Raw genomic sequence first — 22,910 nt, 5'->3', positions numbered from 1 at the left:
ACCCGAATCCGTGGATGGGGCAAGATCCGAACTCGTGCAGCGACCGGATCGAATTCGTGGATCAGCGGCGGGCGCGCACGTACTGCCGCGGCCAGTAGTCGATGTCGGCCCCGAGCTCGGCGGCGGCCCGCAGCCCGTAATGCGGGTCACGCAGCCACTCGCGGCCGGCCATCACGGCGTCGGCGGCGTCCTCGGCGAGCACCTTCTCGGCGAGGGCGGCGTCGTCGATCAGGCCGACCGCGCTGACGGGCACGCCCGCCTCACGCCGCACGTGGGCCGCGAGTCCGACCTGGTAGCCGGGAGCGGGAGCGATCCGCTGATGCGCGACGAGCCCGCCGCTGGAGATGTCGAAGAAGTCCACCCCGCGCTCCGCCGCCCAGCGCGCCACGGTCGCCGTCTGGTCGGCATCCCATCCGCTCTCGGCCCAGTCCGTCGCCGAGAACCGGACGAGAAGCGGCGCATCCGGCGCCGCGTCGCGCACCGCATCGAGGACCCGCAGCAGCAGCCGTGCCCGACCGGCGAGCGATCCGCCGTAGTCGTCGTCGCGCAGGTTCGACAGTGGCGAGAGGAACTGGTGCAGCAGGTAGCCATGGGCGGCGTGGATCTCGAGCACCTCGAAGCCGGCCTCCACCGCTCGCCGGGCCGCGGCGGCGAAGTCGGCCACGACGCGATCGATGCCGGCAGCGTCGAGCGCGCGCGGCGCGGCGTAGCCGTCGAAGGCGATGGCGGACGGGGCGACCGTCGTCCACCCGCCGTCCTCGAGAGGAACCGATCCGCGACGCCCCGACAGAGGAGACCACGTCGACGCTTTGCGTCCGGCGTGGGCCAGCTGCACGGCCGCCACGGCACCACGGCGACGGATCGCCGCCACGATCGGCGCCCACGCGTCGCGCTGCTCGTCGTTCCACAGACCCGTGTCCTCCGGCGAGATCCGGCCCTCGGGCGACACGGCGGTCGCCTCTGCCACGACCAGTCCCGCTCCGCCCGAGGCGAACTGCGCGAGATGCGTGTGGTGCCACTCCTGCGGCACGCCGTCCACGGCGCTGTACTGGCACATCGGCGCGACCCACAGCCGGTTGCGCACGCGGACGTCGCGGAGGGACAGGGGAGTGAACAGGCGACTCAAGAAGGGAACCTCCGGGGTTGATGAGAGCGCGGATGCCGCCGGGTACTGTGTCGGCATGACGCGGTCATGGACGGTGCAGGATGCGGCACGTGCTCTGCGCAGGCCGACTCGCACGGACCACAAGTATTCCCGAGGCGTGCTGGGTATGCGCTCAGGGTCGCAGGCGTATCCCGGTGCCGCCGTGCTGGGCGTCGAGGCGGCGTGGCGCACCGGGCTCGGCATGGTCCGGTACGTGGGGCCGCCGCGGCCGACCGAACTGGTGCTGGCGCGTCGGCCCGAGACCGTCACGGTCGACGGCAGAGTGCAGGCATGGGTCATCGGCTCGGGGACGGACGCGTCCAGCCGTGAGCCCGACGAGACCGAGGCGCTGCGCCGGCTGCTCGACGGACGCGAACCGGTGATCGTCGACGCCGGCGCCCTCGAACTCGCCGCCGACGCAGCGGCGCCCCGCATCCTCACGCCGCATGAGCGCGAGCACGCGCGCCTTCGCGAGAGTCTGGGACTGAAGCCCATGCCCCACGACCTCGTGGCCGAGGCGCGCGAGACCTCGGCGGTGACAGGCGCCGTCGTGCTGTTGAAAGGCGCCACCACGATCGTGACGGCGCCGGGCGGCTGGTCGGCGACGATCGAAGCCGGGACTCCGTGGCTGGCCACCGCCGGAACCGGCGACGTCCTGGCCGGCGTGGTCGGCGCGGTCGTCGCCGGTGCGGAGGCATCCGGACGCGGAACGGATGCCGCCGCGCTCGCCGGGCTGGCGGCCTCCGGCGCGTGGCTGCACGGTCGCGCCGCCGCGCTGGCGGCCGAGGCTGTCGGCGACGGTCCGATCACCGCGCTGGATGTCGCCGAGGCCCTCCCTCGCGCGGTGGGCGAGGCGCTGGCAGCCCGGTGACCCGATCCGGCGGCCGGTACGCACCGCCATAGGATGGTCGGGTGTCGAGGCGCGCCTGGCTGTGGATCGCCTTCGTCCTCGTGCACGTCGTCGTGGCCTGGCTGGGCTTCGTGCTGCCGAACACCCCCGCGGGCGACGTCTACCTCGTGTACGAGCCCTGGGCGCGTGACGCGGTCGCCGGCACGGCGGTCATGGGGGTGACGGCGCCGTGGGTCTACCCGCAGCTGGCTCTCCTCCCGATGGTGCTGGCGCTCGGACTCGATCTCGCCGGGTATCAGGTCGCGTGGGTGCTGCTGGTCACGATCGCCGACGCGCTGGCCTTCGGACTGCTGATCGGCCGGGGACGGTCCCTGGGGCGTTCCGGGGCCGCCGGCTTCTGGCTCGCGTTCGTCCTGCTGCTGGGTCCTGTGGGGATGTACCGTCTCGACGGCGTGACGGTGCCGCTGGCCGTGGCGGGCTGCCTGTGGCTCGTCGGCCGCCCGCTCGTGGCGTCGCTGCTGCTGTCGGCCGCGACGTGGATGAAGGTCTGGCCGGCGGCGCTGCTCGCCGCCGGGGTCGTCGTGCTGCGCCGGCGCCTGCCGCTGATCGGGGGCGCGCTCCTGGTCTCGGGAGTCGTCGTCACCGTGGTCCTGGCCGCCGGCGGCGGCGCCCACGTGTTCGGGTTCGTGTCCGGCCAGACCGGGCGCGGCCTGCAGATCGAGGCGCCGGTGTCGGCGTTGTACCTGTGGCAGGCGGTCCTCGGCGTGCCCGGCGCGTTCGTCTACTACGACACCGAGATCCTCACGTTCCAGGTGACCGGCGCCGGTGTCGACGGCGTCATCGCCGCGATGACGCCGGTGCTCGTGGTGATGGTCTCGGCCATCGCGGCCGTCGGGGCGGTGCAGGCGTGGCGCGGCGCCGCGTTCGCGGCGCTCTTCCCGCCGCTGTCGCTCAGCCTCGTCCTGGCGTTCATCGTCTTCAACAAGGTCGGCTCACCGCAGTTCCTGACGTGGCTCGTCGCGCCGATCGTGGTGGGCCTGGTCATCGACCGGCGGCGCTGGCGGTGGCCGGCCGCGGTGGCGCTGGCCGCGGCGCTGCTCACGCAGTCGGTGTACCCGCTGCTGTACGACAGGGTGATCGGTGCCGAGGCTGTCGCCGTGGGGGTGCTCACCGTCCGCAACGTCGTGCTCATCGCGCTGCTGGCGTGGATGCTCGTCCGCGTCGTCCGTGTGGCCCCCGGCAGCCGTGCCCGCGTCCCCGTCTCCTGGCCGCGACCGCGGCTCGGACAGTCCTGAACACACCAACCGGAGGTTTCCATGCTCGTCGCCTTCTCCGTCGCCCCGAGTGGCACAGGAAACGCGGACGGATCCGTCCACGATGCCGTCGCGGCGGCGGTACAGGTCGTCCGCGACAGCGGTCTGCCGCACCGCACGACCTCGATGTTCACCGAGATCGAGGGGGAGTGGGACGAGGTGCTCGACGTCGTCAAGCGCGCCACCGAGGCGGTGCAGGCGTACGGGTCCCGCGTCTCGCTCGTGCTCAAGGCCGATATCCGGCCGGGATACTCGGGCGAGCTCGACGGCAAGATCGAGCGACTGGAACGGGCGATCGAGAAGCGTGAGGCCGGCGACGACGCGGTCTGAGCCTGCTCGAGGACCGGGCGTCGGCGGCATCCGTCCGAATCGATTCGCCAGCATGCCGCTCCGGCGACTAGCATGACGCGGTGACCTCCTCGACATCATCGAGGGGGGCGGCGACGTGGGCGCTCCTCTCCCTCGCCGTCGGAAGCTTCGGCATCGGCATGACCGAGTTCGTCGTGATGGGCCTGCTGCCCAACATGGCGCAGGACCTGCTGCCGTCCGTGTGGGCCGCGCGGCCCGAGGACGCCATCGCGCAGGCGGGCTGGCTCATCTCGCTGTATGCGCTCGGCGTCGTCGTGGGTGCCCCCACGATCGCCGGTTCCGTCGCCCGGTTCCCGCGACACCGCGTCATGGTCGCGCTCGCCGTGGCGCTGACGGTCTTCACCGCGCTGACCTTCCTCGCCCCCACCTTCGAACTCGTGGCGGTGTCGCGCTTCCTCGCGGGCCTGCCGCACGGCGCGTACTTCGGCATCGGCGCGCTCGTGGCGGCTGATGTCCTGGGTCCGGGGATGCGTGCGAAGGGCGTCGCGTTCGTCCTCACAGGTCTGACGGTGTCGAACGTCGTCGGGGTCCCGCTCGGCACCTTCCTCGGTCAGTACGCCGGCTGGCGCGCAGCCTTCATGGTCGTCGCCGGCATCTTCGCCGCTGCGACGATCCTCATCGCCTTCTTCGTGCCCGCGCACGCGGGCGACCCCGGACGGACCCTGCGAGCCGAGCTGAAGGTGTTCCGCATCGGGCAGGTGTGGCTGGCGCTGGGTGTCGGGGCGATCGGCTTCGGCGGATTCTTCGCGGTGTACAGCTATGTCGCGCCGTTGGTGACCGACGTCGCGGGCAGTCCGGCGTGGGTCGTGCCCATCGTCCTCATCGTCATGGGCGTCGGCATGACCGTGGGGAACCTCGTCGGCGGTCACCTCGCCGATGTCGACCTGCGGCGGACGCTCCTCGCGGGACTCGTCGCGCTCGCGGCGATGCTCGCCCTGCTCGCCCTGACCGCACAGCTGATCTGGGCCCTGGCGCTGTTCGTCTTCGCGGTGGGCTTCGTCGCCTCGGCACTGAGCCCCACCATTCAGACGCGTCTCATGGACGTCGCGGAGGACAATCAGTCCATCGCCGCCGCGCTGAATCACTCCGCGCTCAACGTCGGCAACAGTCTCGGAGCGTTCCTCGGCGGCGCCGTCATCGCCGCGGGGTGGGGCTTCGTGGCGCCGGCGTGGGTCGGCGTGGCGCTCGCCGCCGCGGGACTGCTGCTCGCGGCGATCAGCGTGGCGCTCGAACGCCGCCGCGAGCGCGCTGCGGCGCCGGTCGGCGTGTCGTCCTGACACGCGCCCGGCCAGCGCTGCCCCGCGGCGCCGATGAGGCGACCGCGCACGGGGATAGAGTGAGCGGATGCCGGACCCGATGATGCCGTCGGACCGCACGGTGAGCGACCTGGCGCGTGCTCTGGACGACGCCCGGTCGCGACGCCCGGAGGACGGCGCGGACCCCGACGTGCCGGTGGCGGCCACCGTGGTGCTGCTGCGTGACGGCGGCGGCGGGCTCGAGGTGCTCATGATCGAGCGGCCCGACCGCGGGTCCTTCGCCGGAGCGTGGGTGTTCCCCGGCGGCAAGGTCGAGGCGGTCGACCGTGTCACCCCCGCCGAACCGGAGGAGGACGTCGCCCGCCGTGCCGCGGTACGCGAGACGCAGGAGGAGATCGGCCTCGTTCTGGACCAGGACGCACTCGTTCCGCTGTCGTGCTGGGACCCGCCGCCCGGGCTCGCGCTCCGCATCCGCACGTGGTTCTTCCTGGCGGCCGGTGGACCGGCCGAAGCGTCGGCCGACATGGTGCTCTCAGAGAGCGAAGTGGTGTCGGCGGCGTGGATGCGGCCCGCGGACGCGCTCGCCGCGCACGGTCGTGGCGAGCTCACGCTCTACCCGCCGACCTGGGTCACCCTGCACGGGTTGTCGATGCACGTCGACTCTGCATCCGCTCTCATGGCGTCTCGTGTCACGGGCGTCGAGCGCTTCGAGACGGTGGCGCGGCGTGGGGGAGAGGGGCCGCTGCTGCTCTGGCGCGGCGATGCCGAGTACGACATCGGGGATGACGGGGAGCACGACGTGGTGCCGGGCGGTGCGGCATCCGCGGCGCGTCACCGTCTGGACATCGGCGCGTTGCCGTGGCGGTATCAGCGGAGCGAGTGACGGGCAGGGCAGGGCTCGTGCGGTTCCGGTCAGCTCTCGAGGAGGCGCCGCACGTGGGCGCCGACCGCGGGGGTCTCGATGAGGAACCCGTCATGGCCGAAGTCGCTGCTGAGGACGACGGCGCGATCCCCGTCGAGCGTGTTCGGGATGCCTCGGGCGATGCGGTGCTGCCCGTCGATCGGGAAGAGCCGGTCGGTGTCGATCCCGAGCACGAGCGCCGTGGCCGTCACGCGAGCGAGGGCGTCCTCGACGCCGCCGCGATCGCGGCCGACGTCGTGGGAGTTCATCGCCTCGACCAGCGTGATGTACGCGTTGGCGTCGAACCGGCGCGTGAACTTGTTGCCATGGAAGTCGAGATACGACTCCACCGCGAACCGCCCGCCGTGACCCAGGGGGCTGACGCCGGACTGCCACGTCCGCTGGAAGCGCTGGTTCAGCTCGGTGGGCGAGCGGTAGTTCAGCAGCGCCATGCGACGCGCCAGCGCCAGGCCGCGCGTCGGTCCGTCGCCGTCCGGGGCGTCGTAGTACTCCCCGCCTTGGAACCGGGGATCGATGCGGATCGCCTCCAGCTGCACCGAGTTCAGGGCGATCTGGTCGGCGGTGTTCACGGGAGGAGCCGACAGGATGCCGACCCGCTGGACGCGCTCGGGATGGGCCGCCGCCCACTCCAGCGCATGCATCCCGCCCATCGATCCGCCGACGACGCCCGCCCACACGTCGATCCCGAGCGCATCGGCCAGCCGCACCTGCGCGGCGACCTGGTCGCGGATCGTCAGGTACGGGAATCGCGAGGCCCACTCGTAACCGTCAGGGGCGATGGATGCCGGCCCGGTGGAGCCCTGGCAGCCGCCGAGCATGTTGGGCGCCACGACGAACCAGCGGTCGGTGTCGATGGGACAGCCGGGGCCGACGATGTCGTCCCACCAGCCGGAGGTGGGATGCCCCGGGCCGGCGGGTCCTCGGACGTGACTGTCGCCGGTGAGCGCATGGAGCACGAGCACGGCGTTGTCGCGGGTGGGGCTCAGCTCGCCCCAGGTCTCGTACGCGAGCCGATACCCCGGAAGCTCACGCCCGCCCTCGGTGCGGAAGGGCCCGAAGGCGGCGAAGAGCCGGTCGCCGACCGGGTCGCCGTCGCGCCATGCGCCCGTGGCAGGCGGCCTGCCCAGCAGCTGGCGGGCGTCGGCCTCCGTCACCGGTGCGCTGGGCACCGTGTCTTCGGAGGTCTGCCAGTCCATTCGTCCATTCTCGCGTGCCCGCGAGACCCCCGACGGACTGTTACACCCGATCCGCGCGGAACGGCTGCGTCTCGTACACCGCGCCGTGCTGCCCCGCGAGGGCGATGGGCCGACCGTCGACCGTCTGGACGAACCGGTGATCCGTGCGGATGCCCCTCGGCAGCTGGGCGTCCACGGCGGGATACGTGCCGGTCGTCTCGTTCGACAGCCACAGCACCCTCCTGCCGATCGCTTCGCCGAGCCCGGCCATGATGTCGGAGAAAAGCTGCCGGCTCTGGGCGTCGAGGTACAGCAGCACGGCGCTGTGGAAGACGACGACCGTCGCTTCGGCGGGCGCCTGCGCCCCGGCATCCGTCACGGTCTCCAGCAGGTCGCCGCGGATGATCTCCGGAGGGGAGGATGCCACCACCGCGGCGGCGGCCCGCAGCCGTGCCACGCGCGCGTCGTGGTCCGGGCCGGGCCACACGAGCGTCGCCAGCCAGTCGACTGCCTCCGCGTCGCGCACGTCGATGGGTGACAGGTCGATTCCGCGGCGCCACACCACCTCAGGGCGGCGCTGCGGGAGGCTCGCGTCCTCGTCGAGACGGCACTCCAGGAGCACGGGCGTCTCGTCGGCGGGCGGGTCGAGGCGGTGGATGCCATCCGGCGCGGTGTATTCGTAGCCGTAGCGGTCGGGGAAGAGGCACAGACCCCCTGCGGTACCCACCTCCAGCAGGGCCACCGGCCCGTCGATGCGCGAGAGCACCGGCAGCAGGGTCGCACACCGGTTCGGCTCGTTCGTCTGCGTCGAGCGGGCGTGTGCGACCTCGAGCACCGCCTCCCAGTGCGTGAGCAGCCACTCGCGCCATTGCGCGAACCCGACCAGCGGCGAGCCGGCCCATCGCGCGGCGGCGTAGAGCAGGTTCGGCTGCTGCAGCCGGTGCGGCAGGTGTGCGAGCCGCTGCGTCAGCTCGCCGTCGCCGGCCACGCCGAGCGACCATTCCTCGTACAGCGGGGAGGTCCCGCGCGCCCAGCGGCGTCCGAAGTCGTCATAGAGCGCCGCGATGCCCGCGGCGCCGTCATGCGTGCCCACGGCCACACCCTACGGTGTGCGCGGCGCACGTGTCGGGATGCCGGTCTAGCATGCGTGGCATGGACGCTGTCGTCGACTACCTGCTCGAGGGCGATCCCGCCATCCGGTGGCAGACTCTGCGCGACCTCGCCGACGCCCCGGCCGAAGACGTCGCGGCCGAGCGTGCGCGCGTGGCGACGGAGGGGTGGGGCGCCCGGCTCCTGGCCGAACAGGGACCGGACGGGCGGTGGGACGGCGGCACGTACCGGCCCGGCTGGGTCGACGAGTCCCGGCCCTTCTTCGACGCGTGGACGGCGACGCACTTCTCGCTGCAGTCCCTCATGGAGTACGGCCTCGATCCGGCATCCCCGCAGGGCGAGCACGCCATCGCGCTCGTACGCGACAACGTGCGGTGGGAGCACGCGGGCCAGCCCTACTTCGAGGGCGAGGTCGAGCCCTGCATCAACGGCATCGCGCTCGCCGTCGGCGCGTACTTCGGTCAGGACGGCTCGAAGGCGGCAGAGACGCTCCTGGCGACTCAGCACGAGGACGGCGGGTGGAACTGCTGGGAGGACGACCCCGCCGCGGCCAGCTCGTTCCATTCGACGATCTGCGCGCTCGAGGGGCTGTGGGCGTGGGGGCAGCGCACCGGCGTCGACGACATGTCGGACGCGCCGCCCACCGTCACGCGCGACGCCGGCGAGGTCACGGCCGCGCGCCTGCGGGGCGAGGAGTACCTGCTCGAGCGCCGCCTGTTCCGGCGTAAGACGACCGGCGAGATCCCCGACCTGCGCATCACCCTGACCTCTTCGCCGGTGCGGTGGTTCCACGACATCCTGCGGGCGCTGGACTACTTCCGCCTCGCACGACCCGAACGCGACGACCGCTGCGCCGAGGCGATCGAGCTGCTGGGCGCCAAGCGCCTCGACAACGGGCTCTTCCCACTGGAGAACAACCACGAGGGTCCGACGCTGTTCGAGCTGGCCGGGGAGCACGACGGCTTCCCCAGCCGCTGGGTGACGCTCCGCGCACTGCGCGTACTGCGCTGGTGGGAGCAGGGCTGGGCCGCCCCCCAGCGCGTATGACGGATGCCCCGGCCCGTCGGGGCCGAGGCATCCGTCATGGGATCCGCGAGGTCAGGCGCGAGCGGCCTCCGACACCCGTCGAGCGGCGGCGAGCGCCTGCTCGAGGTCGGCCTTCAGGTCATCGACGTTCTCGATGCCGACGGACAGGCGCACCAGTCCCGGCGTGACACCCGTGGTCAGCTGCTGCTCCGGCGTCAGCTGCGAGTGCGTGGTCGACGCGGGGTGGATCACAAGGGAGCGCACATCGCCGATGTTGGCCAGGTGGCTGAACAGGCTCAGCGAGTTGACGAACTCGCGGCCGGCCTGGACGCCGCCCTTCAGCTCGAAGGAGAGGACCGCGCCGACGCCCTTCGGGGCGTAGGTGTTCGCAGCGGCGTACCAGGGCGAGGTGGGCAGTCCCGAGTAGTTGACCGAGGCGACGTCGTCCTGGTTCTCGAGCCACTCGGCGATCTCCTGCGCGTTCTGCACGTGACGCTCCACGCGCAGCGACAGCGTCTCGATGCCCTGCAGCAGCAGCCACGCGCTGTTGGGCGCGATCGCCGCGCCGAGGTCGCGCAGCAGCTGCACGCGCGCCTTGATGATGTAGGCCAGGCCGTCGCCGACCGCCGCCGTGTACGACGCGCCGTGGTACGACGGGTCCGGCTCGGTCAGGCCCGGGAAGCGGTCGACGTGCTCCGACCACGCGAAGGAGCCGCCGTCGACGATGACGCCGCCGATGGTGGTGCCGTGGCCGCCGAGGAACTTCGTCGCCGAGTGGATCACGATGTCGGCGCCGTGCTCGAACGGGCGGATGAGGTAGGGCGTGGCGATCGTGTTGTCGACGATCAGCGGCAGGCCGTTCTCGTGCGCCACGTCGGCGACGGTGCGGATGTCGAGCACGTTGATCTTCGGGTTGCCGATGGTCTCGGCGAAGAACAGCTTGGTGTTCGGGCGGACGGCGCGGCGCCACTCCTCGGGGTCGTCCTGGTTCTCGACGAAGGTGACCTCGATGCCCAGCTTGGCCAGCGTGTACTTGAAGAGGTTGTACGTGCCGCCGTAGATCGAGCTCGATGCGACGAAGTGGCCGCCGGCCTCGGCGATGTTCAGGATCGCGAACGTGGACGCCGCCTGGCCGCTGGCCAGCAGGAGCGCACCGGTGCCGCCTTCGAGGGCGGCCAGGCGCTCCTCGACGACCGCCTGCGTGGGGTTCTGGATGCGGGTGTAGATGTTGCCGAACTCGGCGAGCGCGAACAGGTTCGCGGCGTGGTCGGCGTTGTCGAACACGTACGACGTCGTCTGGTAGATCGGCGTAGCGCGGGCCTTCGTCACCGGGTCGGGCTGGGCGCCCGAGTGGATCTGCTTGGTCTCGAAACGCCAGTTCTCGGGTGCGGACATGGGCTTGCTCCTACGGGATCGGATGCCGAAGACCCCTCGCCTTCGACCGGAATCGACAGTACGGAGTCCGCGCCGAGCTCGACAACGCCGCGGAAACGTGACGTAACAGGCCCCGTCCGGACGTCGGTAGCGTGGAGGCATGGTGACACGACGTGCGGTGGTGACAGGAGCAAGCTCTGGCATCGGCGAAGCGACCGCTCGAGCGCTGCGGGCGAGCGGATGGGACGTGGTGGCCGTCGCGCGCCGCGCCGACCGGCTCGAGGAGCTCGAGGACGAGTGCGGGTCCGTCGCGTACGCCGCCGACCTGACCTCCGACGCCGATGTGCAGGCGCTGACGGAATTCCTCGCCGAGTCCGGACCCGTCCACGCGCTGGTCCATGTCGCCGGCGGCGCCCGCGGCACGGACCGCGTGGAGGACGGACGCGTCGAGGACTGGCAGTGGATGTTCGAGGTCAACGTCCTGTCGGCCCAACGGCTCGTGGCGTCCTTGCTCCCGCTGCTGCGTCGCGCCGCGGCATCCGATGGTCACGCCGACACGCTGTTCGTGACGTCCACCGCCGCCCAGACGGCGTACGCGGGTGGAGCCGGCTACAACGCGGCGAAGGCCGGCGAATCCATGCTGGCCCACGCGCTTCGCCTCGAGCTCAACGGTGAGCCCATCCGGGTCATCGAAGTGGCGCCGGGGATGGTGCACACGCCCGAATTCACACTGAACCGGCTCGGCGGCGATCGCGTGGCGGCCGAGCGGGTGTACGAGGGCGTGCAGCAGCCGCTCACCGCCGGCGACGTCGCGGACGTCGTCGCATACGCGCTCAACGCGCCGGGGCACGTCAACCTCGACCTGGTGACCATGCGACCGGTCGCGCAGTCGGCCCAGCATCTGCTCGCACGCGGGCCGCTGCGTCCGCGCGTCGAGGACGACCGCGCGTGATCCCGGCAACGGGCACGGTCGTCACCTATCCCGCCGGCGACGTCGCCTCGACCGGCACGGTCGTGCACGTCGTCGACGTCGGCAGCGGCCGCACCGCCGTCGTGCTCGACCGGACGGCTTTCCACCCCGTCGACACGGCATGGCCGGATCAGCCCGCCGACCGTGGCGCGCTGCGCATCGGCGACCGCCGACTGGAGGTCGTGGACGCGGTGGTCGGCGCCGCCCGCGAGGACGAGCTGCTCCTGGGCGCCGATGTGCCGGTGCGCACCGGCACCGAAGGCTGGACCTTCGTCGTGGCCCATATCGTCGCCGACGGGCAGCCCGCCGAGGGAGACGTCGTCGAGGTCTCGGTCGACCCGGAGTACCGGGCGGCGCTGTCGGCGGGTCACACGGCCTGCCACCTCGCATCCCTCGCGCTCGACCGCGGCCTCGCGGGCGCATGGCGGAAGGACGTCCCGCGAGACCCGCTGGGGGCGCCGGCGTTCGATGCGCTCGCGATCGAGCGGTCCCGCATCACGCCGGGGGGATCGCGGGACGAGTACCGCATCGGCAAGTCGCTGCGGCGCAAGGGCTTCGATCCGGAGGCGCTGACCGACACGGCGGCGCTCGCGGAGCGGGTGAACGAGCGGCTGGCGGAGTGGGTTCTCGCAGGCGGAGCGGTCCGCGTCGATCGCGAAGGCGACACGCTGGCGGACCGCCGGACATGGGTCTGCACGCTCGAGGAAGGCGAGGCCCGCATCCCGTGCGGCGGGACGCATCTCACGGCGCTGTCGGAGCTGTCCCGCGTCACCGTCGCGTTCGACGTCGAGGAGGCCGACGGCGGTCAGCGGCTCATCATGACCACGACGGCGGAGGTGCGCGGTGGCGCTGACGCTTGATCAGCTCGCCGACGCCGGGCTTCTCGACCCGGGCTGGGCCGCTGCGCTCGCCCCCGTCGCCCCCGACATCGCGGCGCTGGGGAAGCGGCTGCGCGCCGAAGTGGCCGCGGGTCGGCACTACCTTCCGGCGGGCGAGCGCGTGCTGCGCGCGTTCGCGCGCCCGCTGTCCGAGGTGAAGGTGCTGATCGTGGGGCAGGATCCCTACCCGACACCCGGGCACCCGATCGGCTTGTCGTTCGCCGTCGATGCGCACGTGCGCCCGCTGCCGCGAAGCCTCGCGAACATCTATCAGGAGCTGGAATCGGATCTCGGCATCCCGCGTGCCGCGCACGGCGACCTGTCGGCGTGGAGCGATCAGGGCGTCATGCTGCTCAACCGGGTGCTGACGGTCGCGCCCGGTCAGCCGGCATCCCACCGCGGCTGGGGCTGGGAGAACGTGACGGAGCACGCCATCCGCACGCTGGTCGCGCGCGATCAGCCGCTCGTGGCGATCCTGTGGGGGAGGGATGCCGCCGGCCTCCGCCCCCTCCTCGGGACCACCCCGGTCATCGAGTCGCCGCACCCGTCTCCGCTTTCGGCGAGCCGCGGCTTCTTCGGGTCGCGGCCGTTCTCCCGCGCGAACGAGCTGCTCGCCCGGCAGGGCGCCGAGCCCGTGGACTGGGCCATTCCGTCCCTCGCCGGTCCGGCGAGCGGCCCGTCGGAGCCGTCGGGGCGCAGCGGCCCGAACTCGCCCACGGGCATGGGGCAGGATGCCACGCGCGTAGGCTGACGGAATGCTCGAGGAGGAATACGACAGAGACCGGCGCCGGCTGCCACGGCACCTGCGTCGCCGGCCAGAGCCGGAGCGCGCCTTCTCGTACACCATCCGGCCTATGGCCGATGAGGACATCCCCGACATCCGGGAGATCTACAACCACTACGTGACGAACTCCGTCGTGACCTTCGACGAGGACACGTGGTCGATCGCGCAGTGGCGCGAGAAGGCCGAGAACCTCCGCCGACTCGGGCTGCCGTTCCTCGTGGCCGAGTCCCCGACCGGACAGATCCTCGGCTATGCGCTGGTGCAGCCGATGTCGAGCAAGTCGGCCTACCGCTTCTCGGTGGAGAACTCCATCTATCTGGGCCAGGCCGCCACCGGCAAGGGCTTGGGCCGCGCGCTGCTCGAGGCCCTCATCGAGGCGTGCGAGGAGGCCGGCATCCGCCAGATCGTCGCCGTGGTCAGCGACAAGGGCGCGGAGGGATCGATCGCGCTGCACGAGAAGCTCGGCTTCGTCGAGGTCGGCCGCATGGGCCGAGTCGGCTTCAAGTTCGGCCGCTGGCTGGGTGTGATCTACCTGCAGAAGTCGCTCAAGCCGGCGAAGAAGAAGACGCTCTTCGGACGCTGATCACGACCGGTGGTCGCCGCGTGCGGTCGCCTTCCACGAGCGCACCGCGTCGACGAGCTCACGCCACGCTCCGGTGAGAGCGGCATCCGGCAGCTCGACGTCGTGCGCTTCGGCGCCCTCACCCCGCGCCCGGATGCGCCACACGAAGCCGTCGGGGACCGGCTTCGCGCCGGCGCCCTTCCCGTCGACGGAGATCTCGTCCCAGGGGCAGCGGTCGATCAGCGCGAGCCAGCGCGGCGCTTCGTCGTCTGCGGGCTGCACCGTCCAGCGGCGCGTGAGACCTGCGAATCCGCCCGTGCGCGACACCTCGATCTGTACACGCGCCGCAGCGGGCGCCGCCGGGCGCTCGGCGCCGTCGCGCTCCTCGGGCTCAGCGCTCGGTGTCTGTTCCATCCTCGGTCACGCCCACGCCCGTCCATCCGGTGCGCACGGCGAGCACCTCCTCCGACTCTTCACCGTACTCCGCGACGGCGGCGGCCACCGTGGCGCGGGCGAAGGCCGCGAAGTCGGCGGTCGGCGACAGGGTCCCCGCGGTGAGCGCGCGGTACCAGATCAGGCCCGCCCGCTCCCAGGCCCGTCCGCCGAGCTCCATGGCGGTGAGGTAGAACGCGTGGTTGGGGATGCCCGAGTTGATGTGCACCCCGCCGTTGTCGTCGCGGGTGTCGACGTAGTCCCGCATGTGCCCCGGCTGGGGGTCCCTGCCCAGGACGTCGTCGTCGTACGCCGTGCCGGGCGCGGACAGCGAGCGCAGAGCGGTGCCTTGCACGGCATCCGTGAAGATCCCCTCGCCGATGAGCCAGCTCGCCTCTTCGACGGTCTGACCCCGGTGATGCTGCTCGGCGAGCGCCCCGACCACGTCGGCGATCGACTCGTTGAGCGCCCCCGACTGCCCCTGGTACTCCAGTCCGCCCTCGTCGTCGATCACGCCGTGGGCGAGCTCGTGGGCGATGACCGTGAGCGATCCCGTGAAGCCCGTGAACACCTCGCCGTCGCCGTCTCCGAACACCATGCGCTCGCCGTTCCAGAACGCGTTGTCGTAGTCGCGGCCGTAGTGCACGGTGGCCAGGAGCGACCCGCCCGCGCCGTCCAGACTGTTGCGGGCGAACGCGTCCCACAGGAAGTCGAACGTGGCCCCCAGCCCGTCGAACGCCTCGTCGACGGCGACGTCGCCCGTGGGCGGGTCGTCCTCCCCGCGGACCCGCACGCCCGGAAGCACCTCGCGCCGCTGAGCGTCGGAGATCTCGCGGTCGGGCGCGGGCGTCGTCTCGGCGACGAGCGAGCCCTGGGCGTCGATCGACAGCCGCAGCCGCGATCGCACCGGGCGGTAGTCCCGCGGCGCGGCGAGAGTGGAGCGGGCAGCCTGCGCCGCGCGGGACCACTGCGGCTCCTGCACAGCGGCGATCCGCGCCAGCAGGTACGGGGGGACGATCGCGTGACCCATGCCTCGAACCTAGCGGCGCCCTCCGACCCCGGCGCCGCGAGCGTCGGCATGTGCACGGATCCGGGTACCGCGCCCGGATTCGGATGCCACGGCTCGTGCGGGCCCGAATCCGCGGCGTGCGTCCGAATCCACTGAGGCGCGCCGGGCGGCTGAGGCGGCGCCGAGGCGCGCCGGGCGGCTCAGGCCGCGCCGGGGTCGATGACCGGGATCGACGCGAGCAGGCGACGGGTGTAGGCGACCTGGGGCTGCAGCAGCACCTTCTCCGTCGGGCCCTCCTCGACGATGCGCCCGTCCTTCATGACGATGACCTGGTCGCAGAGGTTCTGCACCACGCCGATGTCGTGCGACACCAGCAGCAGCGTGAGCCGGTCCCGTCGGCGCAGCTCCTCGAGCAGCTGCAGGATCTGCGCGCGCACCGTCACATCGAGCGCCGAGAGCGGCTCGTCGCCCACGAGGAGGCGGGGGCGATGCACGAGCGCGCGCGCGAGGGCGATGCGCTGGCGCTGACCGCCGGAGAACTCGTGCGGGAAGCGGCCGGCCATGTCGGCGTCGAGCCCGACATCCTCGAGCACCTCGCGCACGCGGGCGTCGCGGTCGCCCTCGATCCCGAGGGCCCACAGCGGCTCGCTCACGATGCGGCCCACGCTCATCCGGGGGTCGAGCGACGCGTAAGGATCCTGGAACACGATGCCGGTCTGCCGTCGCAGCCAGTGCAGCGACCGGGCGCTGCCGCGGGCGTCCACCGGGCGGCCGTCGAATTCGACGCTGCCGGCGGTCGGGGTGTCCAGTGCCAGCAGCAGGCGCACGAGGGTCGACTTGCCCGAGCCGGACTCGCCGATGATCCCGACCGCGGCCCCCTCGTGCACGTCGATGTCGGCGTCCTCGACGCCGACCGTGACGCCGCGGCGCTCGAACAGCTGGGTCTTCGGGAGCGGGTAGCGCCGCGTCAGGCCGCGGCCGCGCAGCAGCGGCGGGCGCCCGTCGCGCCCCGGGCGCGCGGCGTTCATGCCACGCCTCCCGGTCGCCACAGCGTCGCCGTCGCATCGCGCAGCAGGCTGCGCGTCACGGGCGACTCCGGCGTGCTCAGCAGCTGCGGCACCGGCGCCTGCTCGACCACGCGGCCGTCCTCGAGGACGACGCCGTGGGAGGCGATCTGCGACAGGACGGCCAGATCGTGGGTGATGAAGACCAGCGACATGCCGTCGTCCTCGACGAGCGAGCGCAGCAGCTCGAGGATCTCGGCCTGGATCGTGACGTCGAGCGCCGTGGTCGGTTCGTCGGCGATCAGCAGTCGGGGACGGCAGGCGAGGGCCATCGCGATCGCGACACGCTGACGCTGACCGCCGGACAGCTGATGCGGATAGCGGGCGACGATCCGCTCGGGCTCGGGAAGGGCGACCCGGGATGCCTCCGCCACGGCGCGTGCCGCGGCATCCCGTCTCGACACGCCCTCATGGATGCGCACCGACTCGGCGATCTGGCGGCCGACGGTGCGGATGGGGTTGAGCGCGGTGCGGGGTTCCTGGAAGACGATGCCGATCTCGTCGCCCCGCAGCGCCGCCAGTTCGCGGTCGGACCGGCCGATCAGCTCGAGGCCGTCCCACCGGATGCTGCCCTGCGCATGCGCGCCGTCGGGGAGCAGCCCCAGGATCGCCAGCGCCGTCAGCGACTTGCCCGACCCGGACTCGCCGATGAGTCCGACACGCTGGCCCTCGGAGACCGAGAACGACACGCCGTCCACCACGCGCCGGCCGCCGATGTCGATGACGAGGTCCTGCACCTCCAGACTCATGCGACCACCTCGGGCACATGCGTGCGCGCCTCGCGCGCGGCTCCGCGGGCGCGGCTGAGCGTCGGGTCCGTCGCATCGCGCAGGCCGTCGCCGAGGAGGTTCAGGCCCAGGACGGTGAGCGTGATCGCAAGTCCCGGCCACAGCACCGACAGCGGATGCACGGTGATGTACTGCTGCAGCTGATCCAGCAGCAGACCCCACGACGGCTCGGTCACCGGTGCCCCGAAGCCCAGGTACGACAGGCCCGCCTCGGCGAGAACGGCGACGGCCATGCCCCACGACAGCTGCACGATGAACACCGGCGCCACGTTCGGCAGCAGGTGACGCGCGAGGTTCTGCCCCGGCGTGAGGCCGGAGGCGCGGCCGGCGAGGACGAAGTCGCTGTGCAGCACGCGGCGCAGCTCCGGCCTGGTCACCCGCGCGATGTTCACCCCGAAGCCGATGCCCACGGCCCAGATGACGACCCACAGCGATCCTCCCCATACCGCCGAGATCATCATCGCGATGATGAGCACGGGGAACGCGATGAGGACGTCCACGAGGACGGCGACCGACTCGCGCACCCAGCGGGAGGTCAGCGCCCCCAGCGTCGCGAGCGCCATCCCCACCGCGGTGGCCACCAGGCCGGCGCCCACAGCGACGAAGACCGTGGTGCGAGCCCCCGCCATGAGGAGGCTCAGGATGTCCCGGCCGGAGCCATCCGTGCCCAGCAGGTGCGGCCAGCCCGGCGGCGCCCAGCGGTCTGCGATCTCGACCTGCTGCGGATCGAACGGCGTCCAGAAGCGTGCGGCGATCGCCGTGAGCAGCACGACGGCCACCACGACGATGCCGAACCGCCCGGTGGGCAGGTGCCACAGCCGTCGGAGCCAGGCCCACCGCGACGGTCCGCGAGGCACGCGGGCCGCGGCGTCCGTGGCGGAAGCGGTGCGCGCCGTCACGATGCCTCCCGCTGGCGAGGGTCCAGGGCGCGGTGGACGAGGTCGACGACGAAGCCGACGATGAGCACGAAGCCCGTCAGCGCCAGCAGCTCGCCCTGCACCTTGGGCAGGTCCCGCGCGCCGACGTCGGCCACCAGCATCCGTCCGATGCCCGGCAGTGCGAAGAGCTCCTCGATGACGACCGCGCCGACGATGATGCCCGCGACCTGGAGCCCCAGCACGGTGATGACCGACAGCCCGACGACGGGCAGTCCGTGACGGACCAGGGCGGCGTTCCGGGTGAGGCCCTTGGCGGCGGCGGTGCGGACGAAGTCCTGGCCGACCGCCTGAAGCGTCGCGCTGCGCACGAAGCGCATCAGCATCGCGCCCTCGACGATCCCGATGGTCAGCGCCGGCAGCAGCAGCGAGCGCAGGGCGGCCCACGGGTCCTGCCACCCCGCACGGGGGAAGCCCTGCGCCGGCAGCCAGCCCAGCCACACGGCGAACACGACCACGAGCATCATGCCCGCCCACACCACTGGAACCGCCGCGAGCGCCTGCGCGCTGAAGGTGAGGGCCGTGCCCTCCGCGCGGCCGCGTCGCATCGCCGACAGCACCCCCAACGGCACGCTGAGGAGGATCGCGATCGCGAGCGACAGGATGCCGAGGGGCACGGTGACCTGGGACTTCTCGGCGAGCTCGTCGACCACGCTCGTGCCGGTGAGCAGCGAGCTGCCGAGGTCGCCGCGGAAGACGCCGGCGATCCAGTCGACGTACTGGACGGGGAGGGGTCGCCCCAATCCGAGCCGCTCGCGGATCGCCGCGATCTGCTCGGGAGTGCTGTTCGTCCCGGCGATGAGCTGCGCGATGTCACCGGGCAGCACGCGGAGAGTCAGGAAGATCAGCACGCTGGCCACGAACAGCCCCAGCACCAGCAGGGCCAGCCGCGTCAGCGTGTAGCGGATCACCCGTTGCTCTTGGCGATCTCGGCCAGGTTGAGGCGCTCGTTCACGTTGATCGAGGGCATACCCGTGATGTTAGTGCCGACCGCCACGACGGATGCGCCGTTGTACAGCCAGTCCGCGGCCGCGTCCTCCGACACGATGCGGGCCGCCTCCTGCAGCAGTTCCGCGGCCTCGGCCTCGTCGGTCGCGGCGAGCGACTGCGCGTACAGCTCCTGCACCTCGGGGTTGTCGTAGGTGAAGTAGTAGTCCGGGTTCGCCCAGTTCTCGAAGTCGCGCGCCTCGGTGTGCAGCACGAAGCTCAGCTCGTAGTCCTTGTTCGTGTAGACGTCGTTGAGCCAGGTCGGGAAGTCCACCGACTCGACCTCGAGCGTGATGCCCACCTCGTTCAGATCCGACACGAGCACCTGCGGGATCGTCGTGGCGTAGAAGTTCGGGATCGTGAGGGTCAGCTCGAGGTCCTCGGCGCCGGCCTCCTCCAGCAGCGCGCGCGCGGCCTCGGGATCGTACGGGGCGACGTCGCCGAGGTCTTCGTACCCGGGGTCGAGCTCCGGGATCGGCCCGTACTGGGTCTGTCCCGCGCCGAGCGCCTCGATGAAGGCGTCGTGGTCGATCGCCTGACGGATCGCCTGCCGTACGCGCCGATCGGCCAGCGGACCCGTGGTCTGGTTGAACGCCAGCACGCCCTTGTCGGTCGACTGGCCGACCTCGAGCGTGAAGTCGCCGTTCGCCTCGATCTGCTCCCTCAGGTTGGCGTCGAAGCCGGTCACGACGTCCACCTCGCCGGCCAACGCCGCGTTGAGGGCCGCCTGGTTGTCGGGGATGTAGTCGAAGACGACCTCGGCGACGCCGGCCGCCTCGCCCCAGTACGACTCGTTGCGGAGGAAGGTGATGCTGTCGCCCTGACGCCAGTCCTCCAGCACGAACGGCCCGGTGCCGTTGGCATCCGTCTGGTAGTCGACCGTGTCGCCCTCTTTGAGGATGATGCCCGCGCGCCCGGTGAGGTTCCACAGCAGACTCGAGTCGGGCTGGCTGAGACCGAGGGTGATCTGCTGCCCCTCCACGGCGATCGACGCGACGTTGGCCAGGCGTGCCGAGTCGCGCCAGTCGGCGGTGTCACGGCGAGTGGTCAGAGACCAGACGACGTCCTGCGGCGTGAGTTCCTGGCCGTCGTGGAAGGTGACGCCCTCGCGCAGCGTGAACGTGTAGGTCAGGCCGTCCTCCGACACCGTCCAGTCGCTCGCGAGCGCCGGCTCGATCTCCTGCTCCGGGGTGCGCGCGACCAGCCCCTGGTAGATGTTGTCGACGAGGATCTGGTCCAGCGCCGCGCCCGACGTCTGGCGGATGTCGAGATTGCTCGGCTCGAGCACGAGTCGGATGGCCACCGATGCGCCGGGGTCGGGCTCACCCGGCGAGCTGGGCGTGGTCGGCCCCGTGCCGCCGCTGCAGGCGGAGAGCGAGAGGATGCCGGCGGTGAGGAGCGCTGCCGCGGCGAGGACGGTGCGACGGGACATGGGGATCCTTCCGGGAGGGGTCCGCGTGCTGTGCGGGCGCGGGCCGCGCGACGGGTTCGCCGCACGGCCGGTGCGGTAGTCCAGCCTAGGGATATCCCGATGGCGTACGACGATCCGCTACCCGGAACGAAACACAAGCGTTAATGCTTCCCGTCCAGAAACGCCCTCAGCGCCGGTGCGCGACCGCTACGCGGGCGTGACGAGCGCTCGGAGCCGCCGGCCGAGCGGGACGGGGATCTCCTCCTGCACGTTGTGGCCCGAGGGCACGACGGCGACGACGGCGTCCGGGTTGCGGCGCGCGAACTCCGCGGCGTCCCTCTCCGTGACATAGCCGCGCTCCCCGCGCAGAAGCGTCGTCGGGACCTGCACCGCGGCGAGGTCCTCCCACCCTGCCTCGCCCAGCACCGCGCCGACGGCATCCGTGCTCTCGTCCTGCGCGGCGGATGCCGTCGCCCGGGCTTGCGGAGCGGAGGCGGCGGCGTTGGCCAGGTGCGCGAAGTGGTGCTTCCACTCGACCCGCCCGTCGGGGCGGATGCGCGAGTTGAAGAACACTCCGCGCTCGGCCTTCCGGCGGGTGCCCCCGCCGAGCCCGAAGGCGAGCGCCCGGTCGACGAGGTCGTCGCGCGAGGCCCAGTCCACGGGGCCGGCGAAGAAATCGCGGATCTGCGTGGGCCCTGCGTCGGGGTCCACGCCGGGCGTGATGTCGATGACGACCAGTTCCCGGACGAGGTCGGGACGCGCGGCGGCGACGGACGCGGCCGTCAGGCCGCCGAGCGACTGCCCGACCAGGAGCTGCGGCGTGTCGGTCCAGGCGTCCATCCCCGCCGCGACGTCCGGGGCCAGCACGCGCGCGACATAGGCGGCGTCTTCGCGCCAGGACGAGTCGCCGTGGCCGGGAAGGTCGATCGCGAGCGCCGGAAGCCCGAGCGCGAGGATCGTGGTGTCCCAGGTGTGCGCGTTCAGGCCTGCGCCGTGAAGGAACGTCACGAGAGGGCCCGCATCCGGCCGGTCCGGGGGCGAATATCTCAGGGCGCTGAGGGTGCGACCGTCGGGCAGGGCGAGCAGAAGGCGCTCGCCGCGGGGGAGAGGGGAATCGATGCCTGCTTCAGCGGCTTGCTCGGGCAGGAAGGAGAACTCGTCGGTGGGCTCGCTCACCCGGTCATTGTCCCCCACGCGTTCCGGCGGGCAAGGCGGCCGCCGCTGCGCCGCACGGATGCGGCGTCGGTAGGCTGGCGGAATGACGCAAGAACGCCGCGTGCATCTGTCCCGATCAGCGCCTCCCGCGTATCAGGCGCTCGCCGCGTTCTCCAAGACGGTGGGCGGTCTCGCCGGCGACGCGGGCATCGACGAACGGCTCAAGGAGATCGTCCAGATCCACACGTCGCAGCTGAACGGCTGCGCCTACTGCGTACGCGTCCACGTCGAGCGGGCCGTCAAGGCCGGGGTCTCGGTCGATGAGATCGCGCAGATCGCAGTGTGGCGGGACTCCGGAGTGTTCTCCGAGCGGGAGCGGGCCGGGCTGGAGCTGGCGGAGGCGTTCGCCTTCATCCACGAGGGCGGCATCCCCGACGAGGTGTACGAGAGCGTGGGTGGCGTGCTCACCGAGCCGGAGTACGTCGCGCTCAGCTGGATCCTGGTGTCGATCAACGCCTTCAATCGCGTGGCCATCGCCGGGCGCTACAGCGTTCCGTCGCGTGAGGACCTCGCGGGGGAGGACCGGGACGCCGCCACGGGCACCGTATGGTGACCGACGCCGCGGTCCCGGGCGTGCCCGGCGCGCCCGACCCCTTCGTCTCGGGGGCGATGAACCTCCGCGATGTCGGCGGGCTCCGCGCCGGCGACGCCGTGACCCGTCACGGCGTGCTCTATCGGTCGGGCAATCTCGCGCGCCTCGACAGCGAGGGAACGCGCGCCCTGGCCGATCTGCGGCTGCGCCGCATCATCGACCTGCGCGCGGACGAGGAGATCGCACTCGAGCCGAGCCGCATCGAGGGCGTCGATGTGGTCGTGCAGCGCGTGCCGCTCTTCCTCGGATCGGTCGCGTCGTTCTTCAGCGACGACATCAGCCTGGACGAGATGTACCGGCATCTGGTGGACGACTCCTCAGCCGGCGTCGTGGACGTCGTGCGTGGCATCCTCGCCGACCAGCCGGTCCTCGTGCACTGCACGGTCGGGAAGGACCGCACCGGTGTCACCGTCGCGCTCACGCTGGCGGCAGCGGGGGTCGAGCCGGAGGCGGTGGTGGCCGACTACGCCCGCACCGAGGGGCTGCTGCCTGCCGAGCGCAACAGGCGGATCGTGGAGCTGCTGCGCACCATGCACCCCGAAGCGGTGCATCTGGAAGACCTCGCCACGCGCTCGCCCGCGCCGGTGATGCGCGCGCTCCTGGACGACGTGCGCACCCGCTACGGGTCGGCGGCGGACTATCTCCGCGCCCACGGACTGGGGGACGATGAGCTCGCCGAGCTCCGGCGCGTGCTGCTGCGTCCCGCGTGACGCGCGGCATCCCGAGACCCGACTGAGGTTAGGC

General features: G+C 72.0%; 24 protein-coding genes. 12 read left to right on the top strand and 12 right to left on the bottom strand.

What is annotated here, in order from left to right; translation table 11 throughout:
* Window positions 1-61: 61 nt before the first annotated feature.
* Entirely contained in the window at window positions 62-1,126 is a 1,065-nt protein-coding gene (locus tag AC5RVZ_RS27535; protein ID WP_494068796.1) for an NADH:flavin oxidoreductase/NADH oxidase, read from the bottom strand.
* A 55-nt stretch (window positions 1,127-1,181) separates the two neighbouring features.
* Here AC5RVZ_RS27535 and AC5RVZ_RS27530 point away from each other — a divergent pair, with 55 nt between their 5' ends.
* The 5 genes from AC5RVZ_RS27530 to AC5RVZ_RS27510 all read left to right on the top strand — a co-directional run bounded on the left by AC5RVZ_RS27530 (window position 1,182) and on the right by AC5RVZ_RS27510 (window position 5,815).
* Window positions 1,182-2,015 (top strand): ADP-dependent NAD(P)H-hydrate dehydratase, encoded by an 834-nt coding sequence (locus AC5RVZ_RS27530; protein ID WP_494068795.1) that lies wholly within the window; start codon window positions 1,182-1,184, stop codon window positions 2,013-2,015.
* Between the two features lie 41 nt (window positions 2,016-2,056).
* Window positions 2,057-3,289 carry a hypothetical protein gene (locus tag AC5RVZ_RS27525; protein ID WP_494068794.1) on the top strand — a complete coding sequence of 411 codons (1,233 nt, stop codon included), beginning with the start codon at window positions 2,057-2,059 and terminating at the stop codon, window positions 3,287-3,289.
* A 21-nt stretch (window positions 3,290-3,310) separates the two neighbouring features.
* A complete protein-coding gene (locus tag AC5RVZ_RS27520) occupies window positions 3,311-3,637 on the top strand; it encodes a thiamine-binding protein (RefSeq protein WP_494068793.1) in 327 nt (108 codons plus the stop codon).
* A gap of 80 nt (window positions 3,638-3,717) precedes the next feature.
* On the top strand, window positions 3,718-4,953 hold the full coding sequence (locus AC5RVZ_RS27515) for an MFS transporter (RefSeq protein ID WP_494068792.1): 1,236 nt from the start codon (window positions 3,718-3,720) through the stop codon (window positions 4,951-4,953).
* A gap of 67 nt (window positions 4,954-5,020) precedes the next feature.
* Window positions 5,021-5,815 (top strand): NUDIX hydrolase, encoded by a 795-nt coding sequence (locus AC5RVZ_RS27510; RefSeq protein ID WP_494068791.1) that lies wholly within the window; start codon window positions 5,021-5,023, stop codon window positions 5,813-5,815.
* Between the two features lie 29 nt (window positions 5,816-5,844).
* On the opposite strand, the gene metX is transcribed toward AC5RVZ_RS27510, so the two are convergent.
* Window positions 5,845-7,050 carry a homoserine O-acetyltransferase MetX gene (metX, locus tag AC5RVZ_RS27505; RefSeq protein WP_494068790.1) on the bottom strand — a complete coding sequence of 402 codons (1,206 nt, stop codon included), beginning with the start codon at window positions 7,048-7,050 and terminating at the stop codon, window positions 5,845-5,847.
* Between the two features lie 40 nt (window positions 7,051-7,090).
* The gene (locus AC5RVZ_RS27500; RefSeq protein WP_494068789.1) at window positions 7,091-8,122 is read right to left on the bottom strand and encodes a DUF2332 domain-containing protein; all 1,032 of its coding nucleotides are present in this window, start codon (window positions 8,120-8,122) and stop codon (window positions 7,091-7,093) included.
* Window positions 8,123-8,181: 59 nt separating this feature from the next.
* Between AC5RVZ_RS27500 and AC5RVZ_RS27495 the strand changes: the two genes are divergently transcribed.
* On the top strand, window positions 8,182-9,186 hold the full coding sequence (locus AC5RVZ_RS27495; RefSeq protein ID WP_494068788.1) for a hypothetical protein: 1,005 nt from the start codon (window positions 8,182-8,184) through the stop codon (window positions 9,184-9,186).
* Between the two features lie 51 nt (window positions 9,187-9,237).
* Here AC5RVZ_RS27495 and AC5RVZ_RS27490 read toward each other — a convergent pair whose 3' ends face one another.
* Window positions 9,238-10,560, bottom strand: a complete 1,323-nt coding sequence (locus AC5RVZ_RS27490) for a bifunctional o-acetylhomoserine/o-acetylserine sulfhydrylase (protein WP_494068787.1) — start codon at window positions 10,558-10,560, stop codon at window positions 9,238-9,240.
* Window positions 10,561-10,699: 139 nt separating this feature from the next.
* On the opposite strand from AC5RVZ_RS27490, the gene AC5RVZ_RS27485 reads away from it, so the two are divergent.
* Genes AC5RVZ_RS27485 through AC5RVZ_RS27470 form a run of 4 tightly spaced genes read left to right on the top strand, consistent with a single transcriptional unit; the run spans window position 10,700 to window position 13,754 of the window.
* Entirely contained in the window at window positions 10,700-11,491 is a 792-nt protein-coding gene (locus AC5RVZ_RS27485; protein ID WP_494068786.1) for an SDR family oxidoreductase, read from the top strand.
* A complete protein-coding gene (locus AC5RVZ_RS27480; protein ID WP_494068785.1) occupies window positions 11,488-12,369 on the top strand; it encodes an alanyl-tRNA editing protein in 882 nt (293 codons plus the stop codon). The genes AC5RVZ_RS27485 and AC5RVZ_RS27480 overlap by 4 nt, the downstream gene beginning before the upstream one ends.
* Window positions 12,353-13,138: a uracil-DNA glycosylase gene (locus AC5RVZ_RS27475; protein WP_494068784.1), complete on the top strand. Its 786-nt coding sequence runs from the start codon at window positions 12,353-12,355 to the stop codon at window positions 13,136-13,138. The genes AC5RVZ_RS27480 and AC5RVZ_RS27475 overlap by 17 nt, the downstream gene beginning before the upstream one ends.
* A gap of 4 nt (window positions 13,139-13,142) precedes the next feature.
* Entirely contained in the window at window positions 13,143-13,754 is a 612-nt protein-coding gene (locus tag AC5RVZ_RS27470; protein WP_494068783.1) for a GNAT family N-acetyltransferase, read from the top strand.
* Here the strand turns inward: AC5RVZ_RS27470 and AC5RVZ_RS27465 are convergent, their stop codons facing one another.
* The 8 genes from AC5RVZ_RS27465 to AC5RVZ_RS27430 form a co-directional block, all read right to left on the bottom strand.
* A complete protein-coding gene (locus AC5RVZ_RS27465) occupies window positions 13,755-14,147 on the bottom strand; it encodes a protealysin inhibitor emfourin (RefSeq protein ID WP_494068782.1) in 393 nt (130 codons plus the stop codon).
* The gene (locus tag AC5RVZ_RS27460) at window positions 14,125-15,195 is read right to left on the bottom strand and encodes a M4 family metallopeptidase (RefSeq protein ID WP_494068781.1); all 1,071 of its coding nucleotides are present in this window, start codon (window positions 15,193-15,195) and stop codon (window positions 14,125-14,127) included. The genes AC5RVZ_RS27465 and AC5RVZ_RS27460 overlap by 23 nt, the downstream gene beginning before the upstream one ends.
* A 179-nt stretch (window positions 15,196-15,374) precedes the next feature.
* Window positions 15,375-16,202, bottom strand: a complete 828-nt coding sequence (locus AC5RVZ_RS27455) for an ATP-binding cassette domain-containing protein (RefSeq protein WP_494068780.1) — start codon at window positions 16,200-16,202, stop codon at window positions 15,375-15,377.
* Window positions 16,199-16,987: an ATP-binding cassette domain-containing protein gene (locus AC5RVZ_RS27450; RefSeq protein ID WP_494068779.1), complete on the bottom strand. Its 789-nt coding sequence runs from the start codon at window positions 16,985-16,987 to the stop codon at window positions 16,199-16,201. Before AC5RVZ_RS27450 ends, AC5RVZ_RS27455 begins: the two co-directional genes overlap by 4 nt.
* Complete coding sequence (locus tag AC5RVZ_RS27445; RefSeq protein ID WP_494068892.1) at window positions 16,984-17,883, bottom strand: ABC transporter permease; 900 nt, start codon at window positions 17,881-17,883, stop codon at window positions 16,984-16,986. The genes AC5RVZ_RS27450 and AC5RVZ_RS27445 overlap by 4 nt, the downstream gene beginning before the upstream one ends.
* A 38-nt stretch (window positions 17,884-17,921) precedes the next feature.
* The gene (locus AC5RVZ_RS27440) at window positions 17,922-18,872 is read right to left on the bottom strand and encodes an ABC transporter permease (protein WP_494068778.1); all 951 of its coding nucleotides are present in this window, start codon (window positions 18,870-18,872) and stop codon (window positions 17,922-17,924) included.
* Window positions 18,869-20,380: an ABC transporter substrate-binding protein gene (locus AC5RVZ_RS27435; RefSeq protein WP_494068777.1), complete on the bottom strand. Its 1,512-nt coding sequence runs from the start codon at window positions 20,378-20,380 to the stop codon at window positions 18,869-18,871. The genes AC5RVZ_RS27440 and AC5RVZ_RS27435 overlap by 4 nt, the downstream gene beginning before the upstream one ends.
* Before the next feature lie 186 nt (window positions 20,381-20,566).
* Window positions 20,567-21,535, bottom strand: coding sequence for an alpha/beta fold hydrolase (locus AC5RVZ_RS27430; RefSeq protein ID WP_494068776.1), 969 nt, complete (start codon window positions 21,533-21,535; stop codon window positions 20,567-20,569).
* An 82-nt stretch (window positions 21,536-21,617) separates the two neighbouring features.
* On the opposite strand from AC5RVZ_RS27430, the gene AC5RVZ_RS27425 reads away from it, so the two are divergent.
* Together AC5RVZ_RS27425 and AC5RVZ_RS27420 are read left to right on the top strand one after the other, a co-directional pair.
* A complete protein-coding gene (locus tag AC5RVZ_RS27425) occupies window positions 21,618-22,127 on the top strand; it encodes a carboxymuconolactone decarboxylase family protein (protein ID WP_494068775.1) in 510 nt (169 codons plus the stop codon).
* On the top strand, window positions 22,121-22,876 hold the full coding sequence (locus AC5RVZ_RS27420) for a tyrosine-protein phosphatase (protein ID WP_494068774.1): 756 nt from the start codon (window positions 22,121-22,123) through the stop codon (window positions 22,874-22,876). The genes AC5RVZ_RS27425 and AC5RVZ_RS27420 overlap by 7 nt, the downstream gene beginning before the upstream one ends.
* Window positions 22,877-22,910: the final 34 nt, after the last annotated feature.

The sequence above is a fragment of the Arthrobacter sp. Cza30 genome, assembly GCF_059090765.1.
The sequence above is the reverse complement of the archived record's forward strand: the minus strand, read 5'-3'. Positions and strand labels throughout refer to the sequence as shown.

What these genes read in the sequence shown, in the direction of transcription:
- AC5RVZ_RS27530 (WP_494068795.1), top strand. Translation starts at nt 1,182, where the DNA reads ATGACGCGGTCATGGACGGTGCAGGATGCGGCACGTGCTCTGCGCAGG.
- AC5RVZ_RS27420 (WP_494068774.1), top strand. Translation starts at nt 22,121, where the DNA reads ATGGTGACCGACGCCGCGGTCCCGGGCGTGCCCGGCGCGCCCGACCCC.
- AC5RVZ_RS27495 (WP_494068788.1), top strand. Translation starts at nt 8,182, where the DNA reads ATGGACGCTGTCGTCGACTACCTGCTCGAGGGCGATCCCGCCATCCGG.
- AC5RVZ_RS27425 (WP_494068775.1), top strand. Translation starts at nt 21,618, where the DNA reads ATGACGCAAGAACGCCGCGTGCATCTGTCCCGATCAGCGCCTCCCGCG.
- AC5RVZ_RS27490 (WP_494068787.1), bottom strand. Translation starts at nt 10,560, where the DNA reads ATGTCCGCACCCGAGAACTGGCGTTTCGAGACCAAGCAGATCCACTCG.
- metX (WP_494068790.1), bottom strand. Translation starts at nt 7,050, where the DNA reads ATGGACTGGCAGACCTCCGAAGACACGGTGCCCAGCGCACCGGTGACG.
- AC5RVZ_RS27460 (WP_494068781.1), bottom strand. Translation starts at nt 15,195, where the DNA reads ATGGGTCACGCGATCGTCCCCCCGTACCTGCTGGCGCGGATCGCCGCT.
- AC5RVZ_RS27510 (WP_494068791.1), top strand. Translation starts at nt 5,021, where the DNA reads ATGCCGGACCCGATGATGCCGTCGGACCGCACGGTGAGCGACCTGGCG.
- AC5RVZ_RS27485 (WP_494068786.1), top strand. Translation starts at nt 10,700, where the DNA reads ATGGTGACACGACGTGCGGTGGTGACAGGAGCAAGCTCTGGCATCGGC.
- AC5RVZ_RS27465 (WP_494068782.1), bottom strand. Translation starts at nt 14,147, where the DNA reads ATGGAACAGACACCGAGCGCTGAGCCCGAGGAGCGCGACGGCGCCGAG.
- AC5RVZ_RS27520 (WP_494068793.1), top strand. Translation starts at nt 3,311, where the DNA reads ATGCTCGTCGCCTTCTCCGTCGCCCCGAGTGGCACAGGAAACGCGGAC.
- AC5RVZ_RS27455 (WP_494068780.1), bottom strand. Translation starts at nt 16,202, where the DNA reads ATGAACGCCGCGCGCCCGGGGCGCGACGGGCGCCCGCCGCTGCTGCGC.
- AC5RVZ_RS27435 (WP_494068777.1), bottom strand. Translation starts at nt 20,380, where the DNA reads ATGTCCCGTCGCACCGTCCTCGCCGCGGCAGCGCTCCTCACCGCCGGC.
- AC5RVZ_RS27450 (WP_494068779.1), bottom strand. Translation starts at nt 16,987, where the DNA reads ATGAGTCTGGAGGTGCAGGACCTCGTCATCGACATCGGCGGCCGGCGC.
- AC5RVZ_RS27470 (WP_494068783.1), top strand. Translation starts at nt 13,143, where the DNA reads ATGCTCGAGGAGGAATACGACAGAGACCGGCGCCGGCTGCCACGGCAC.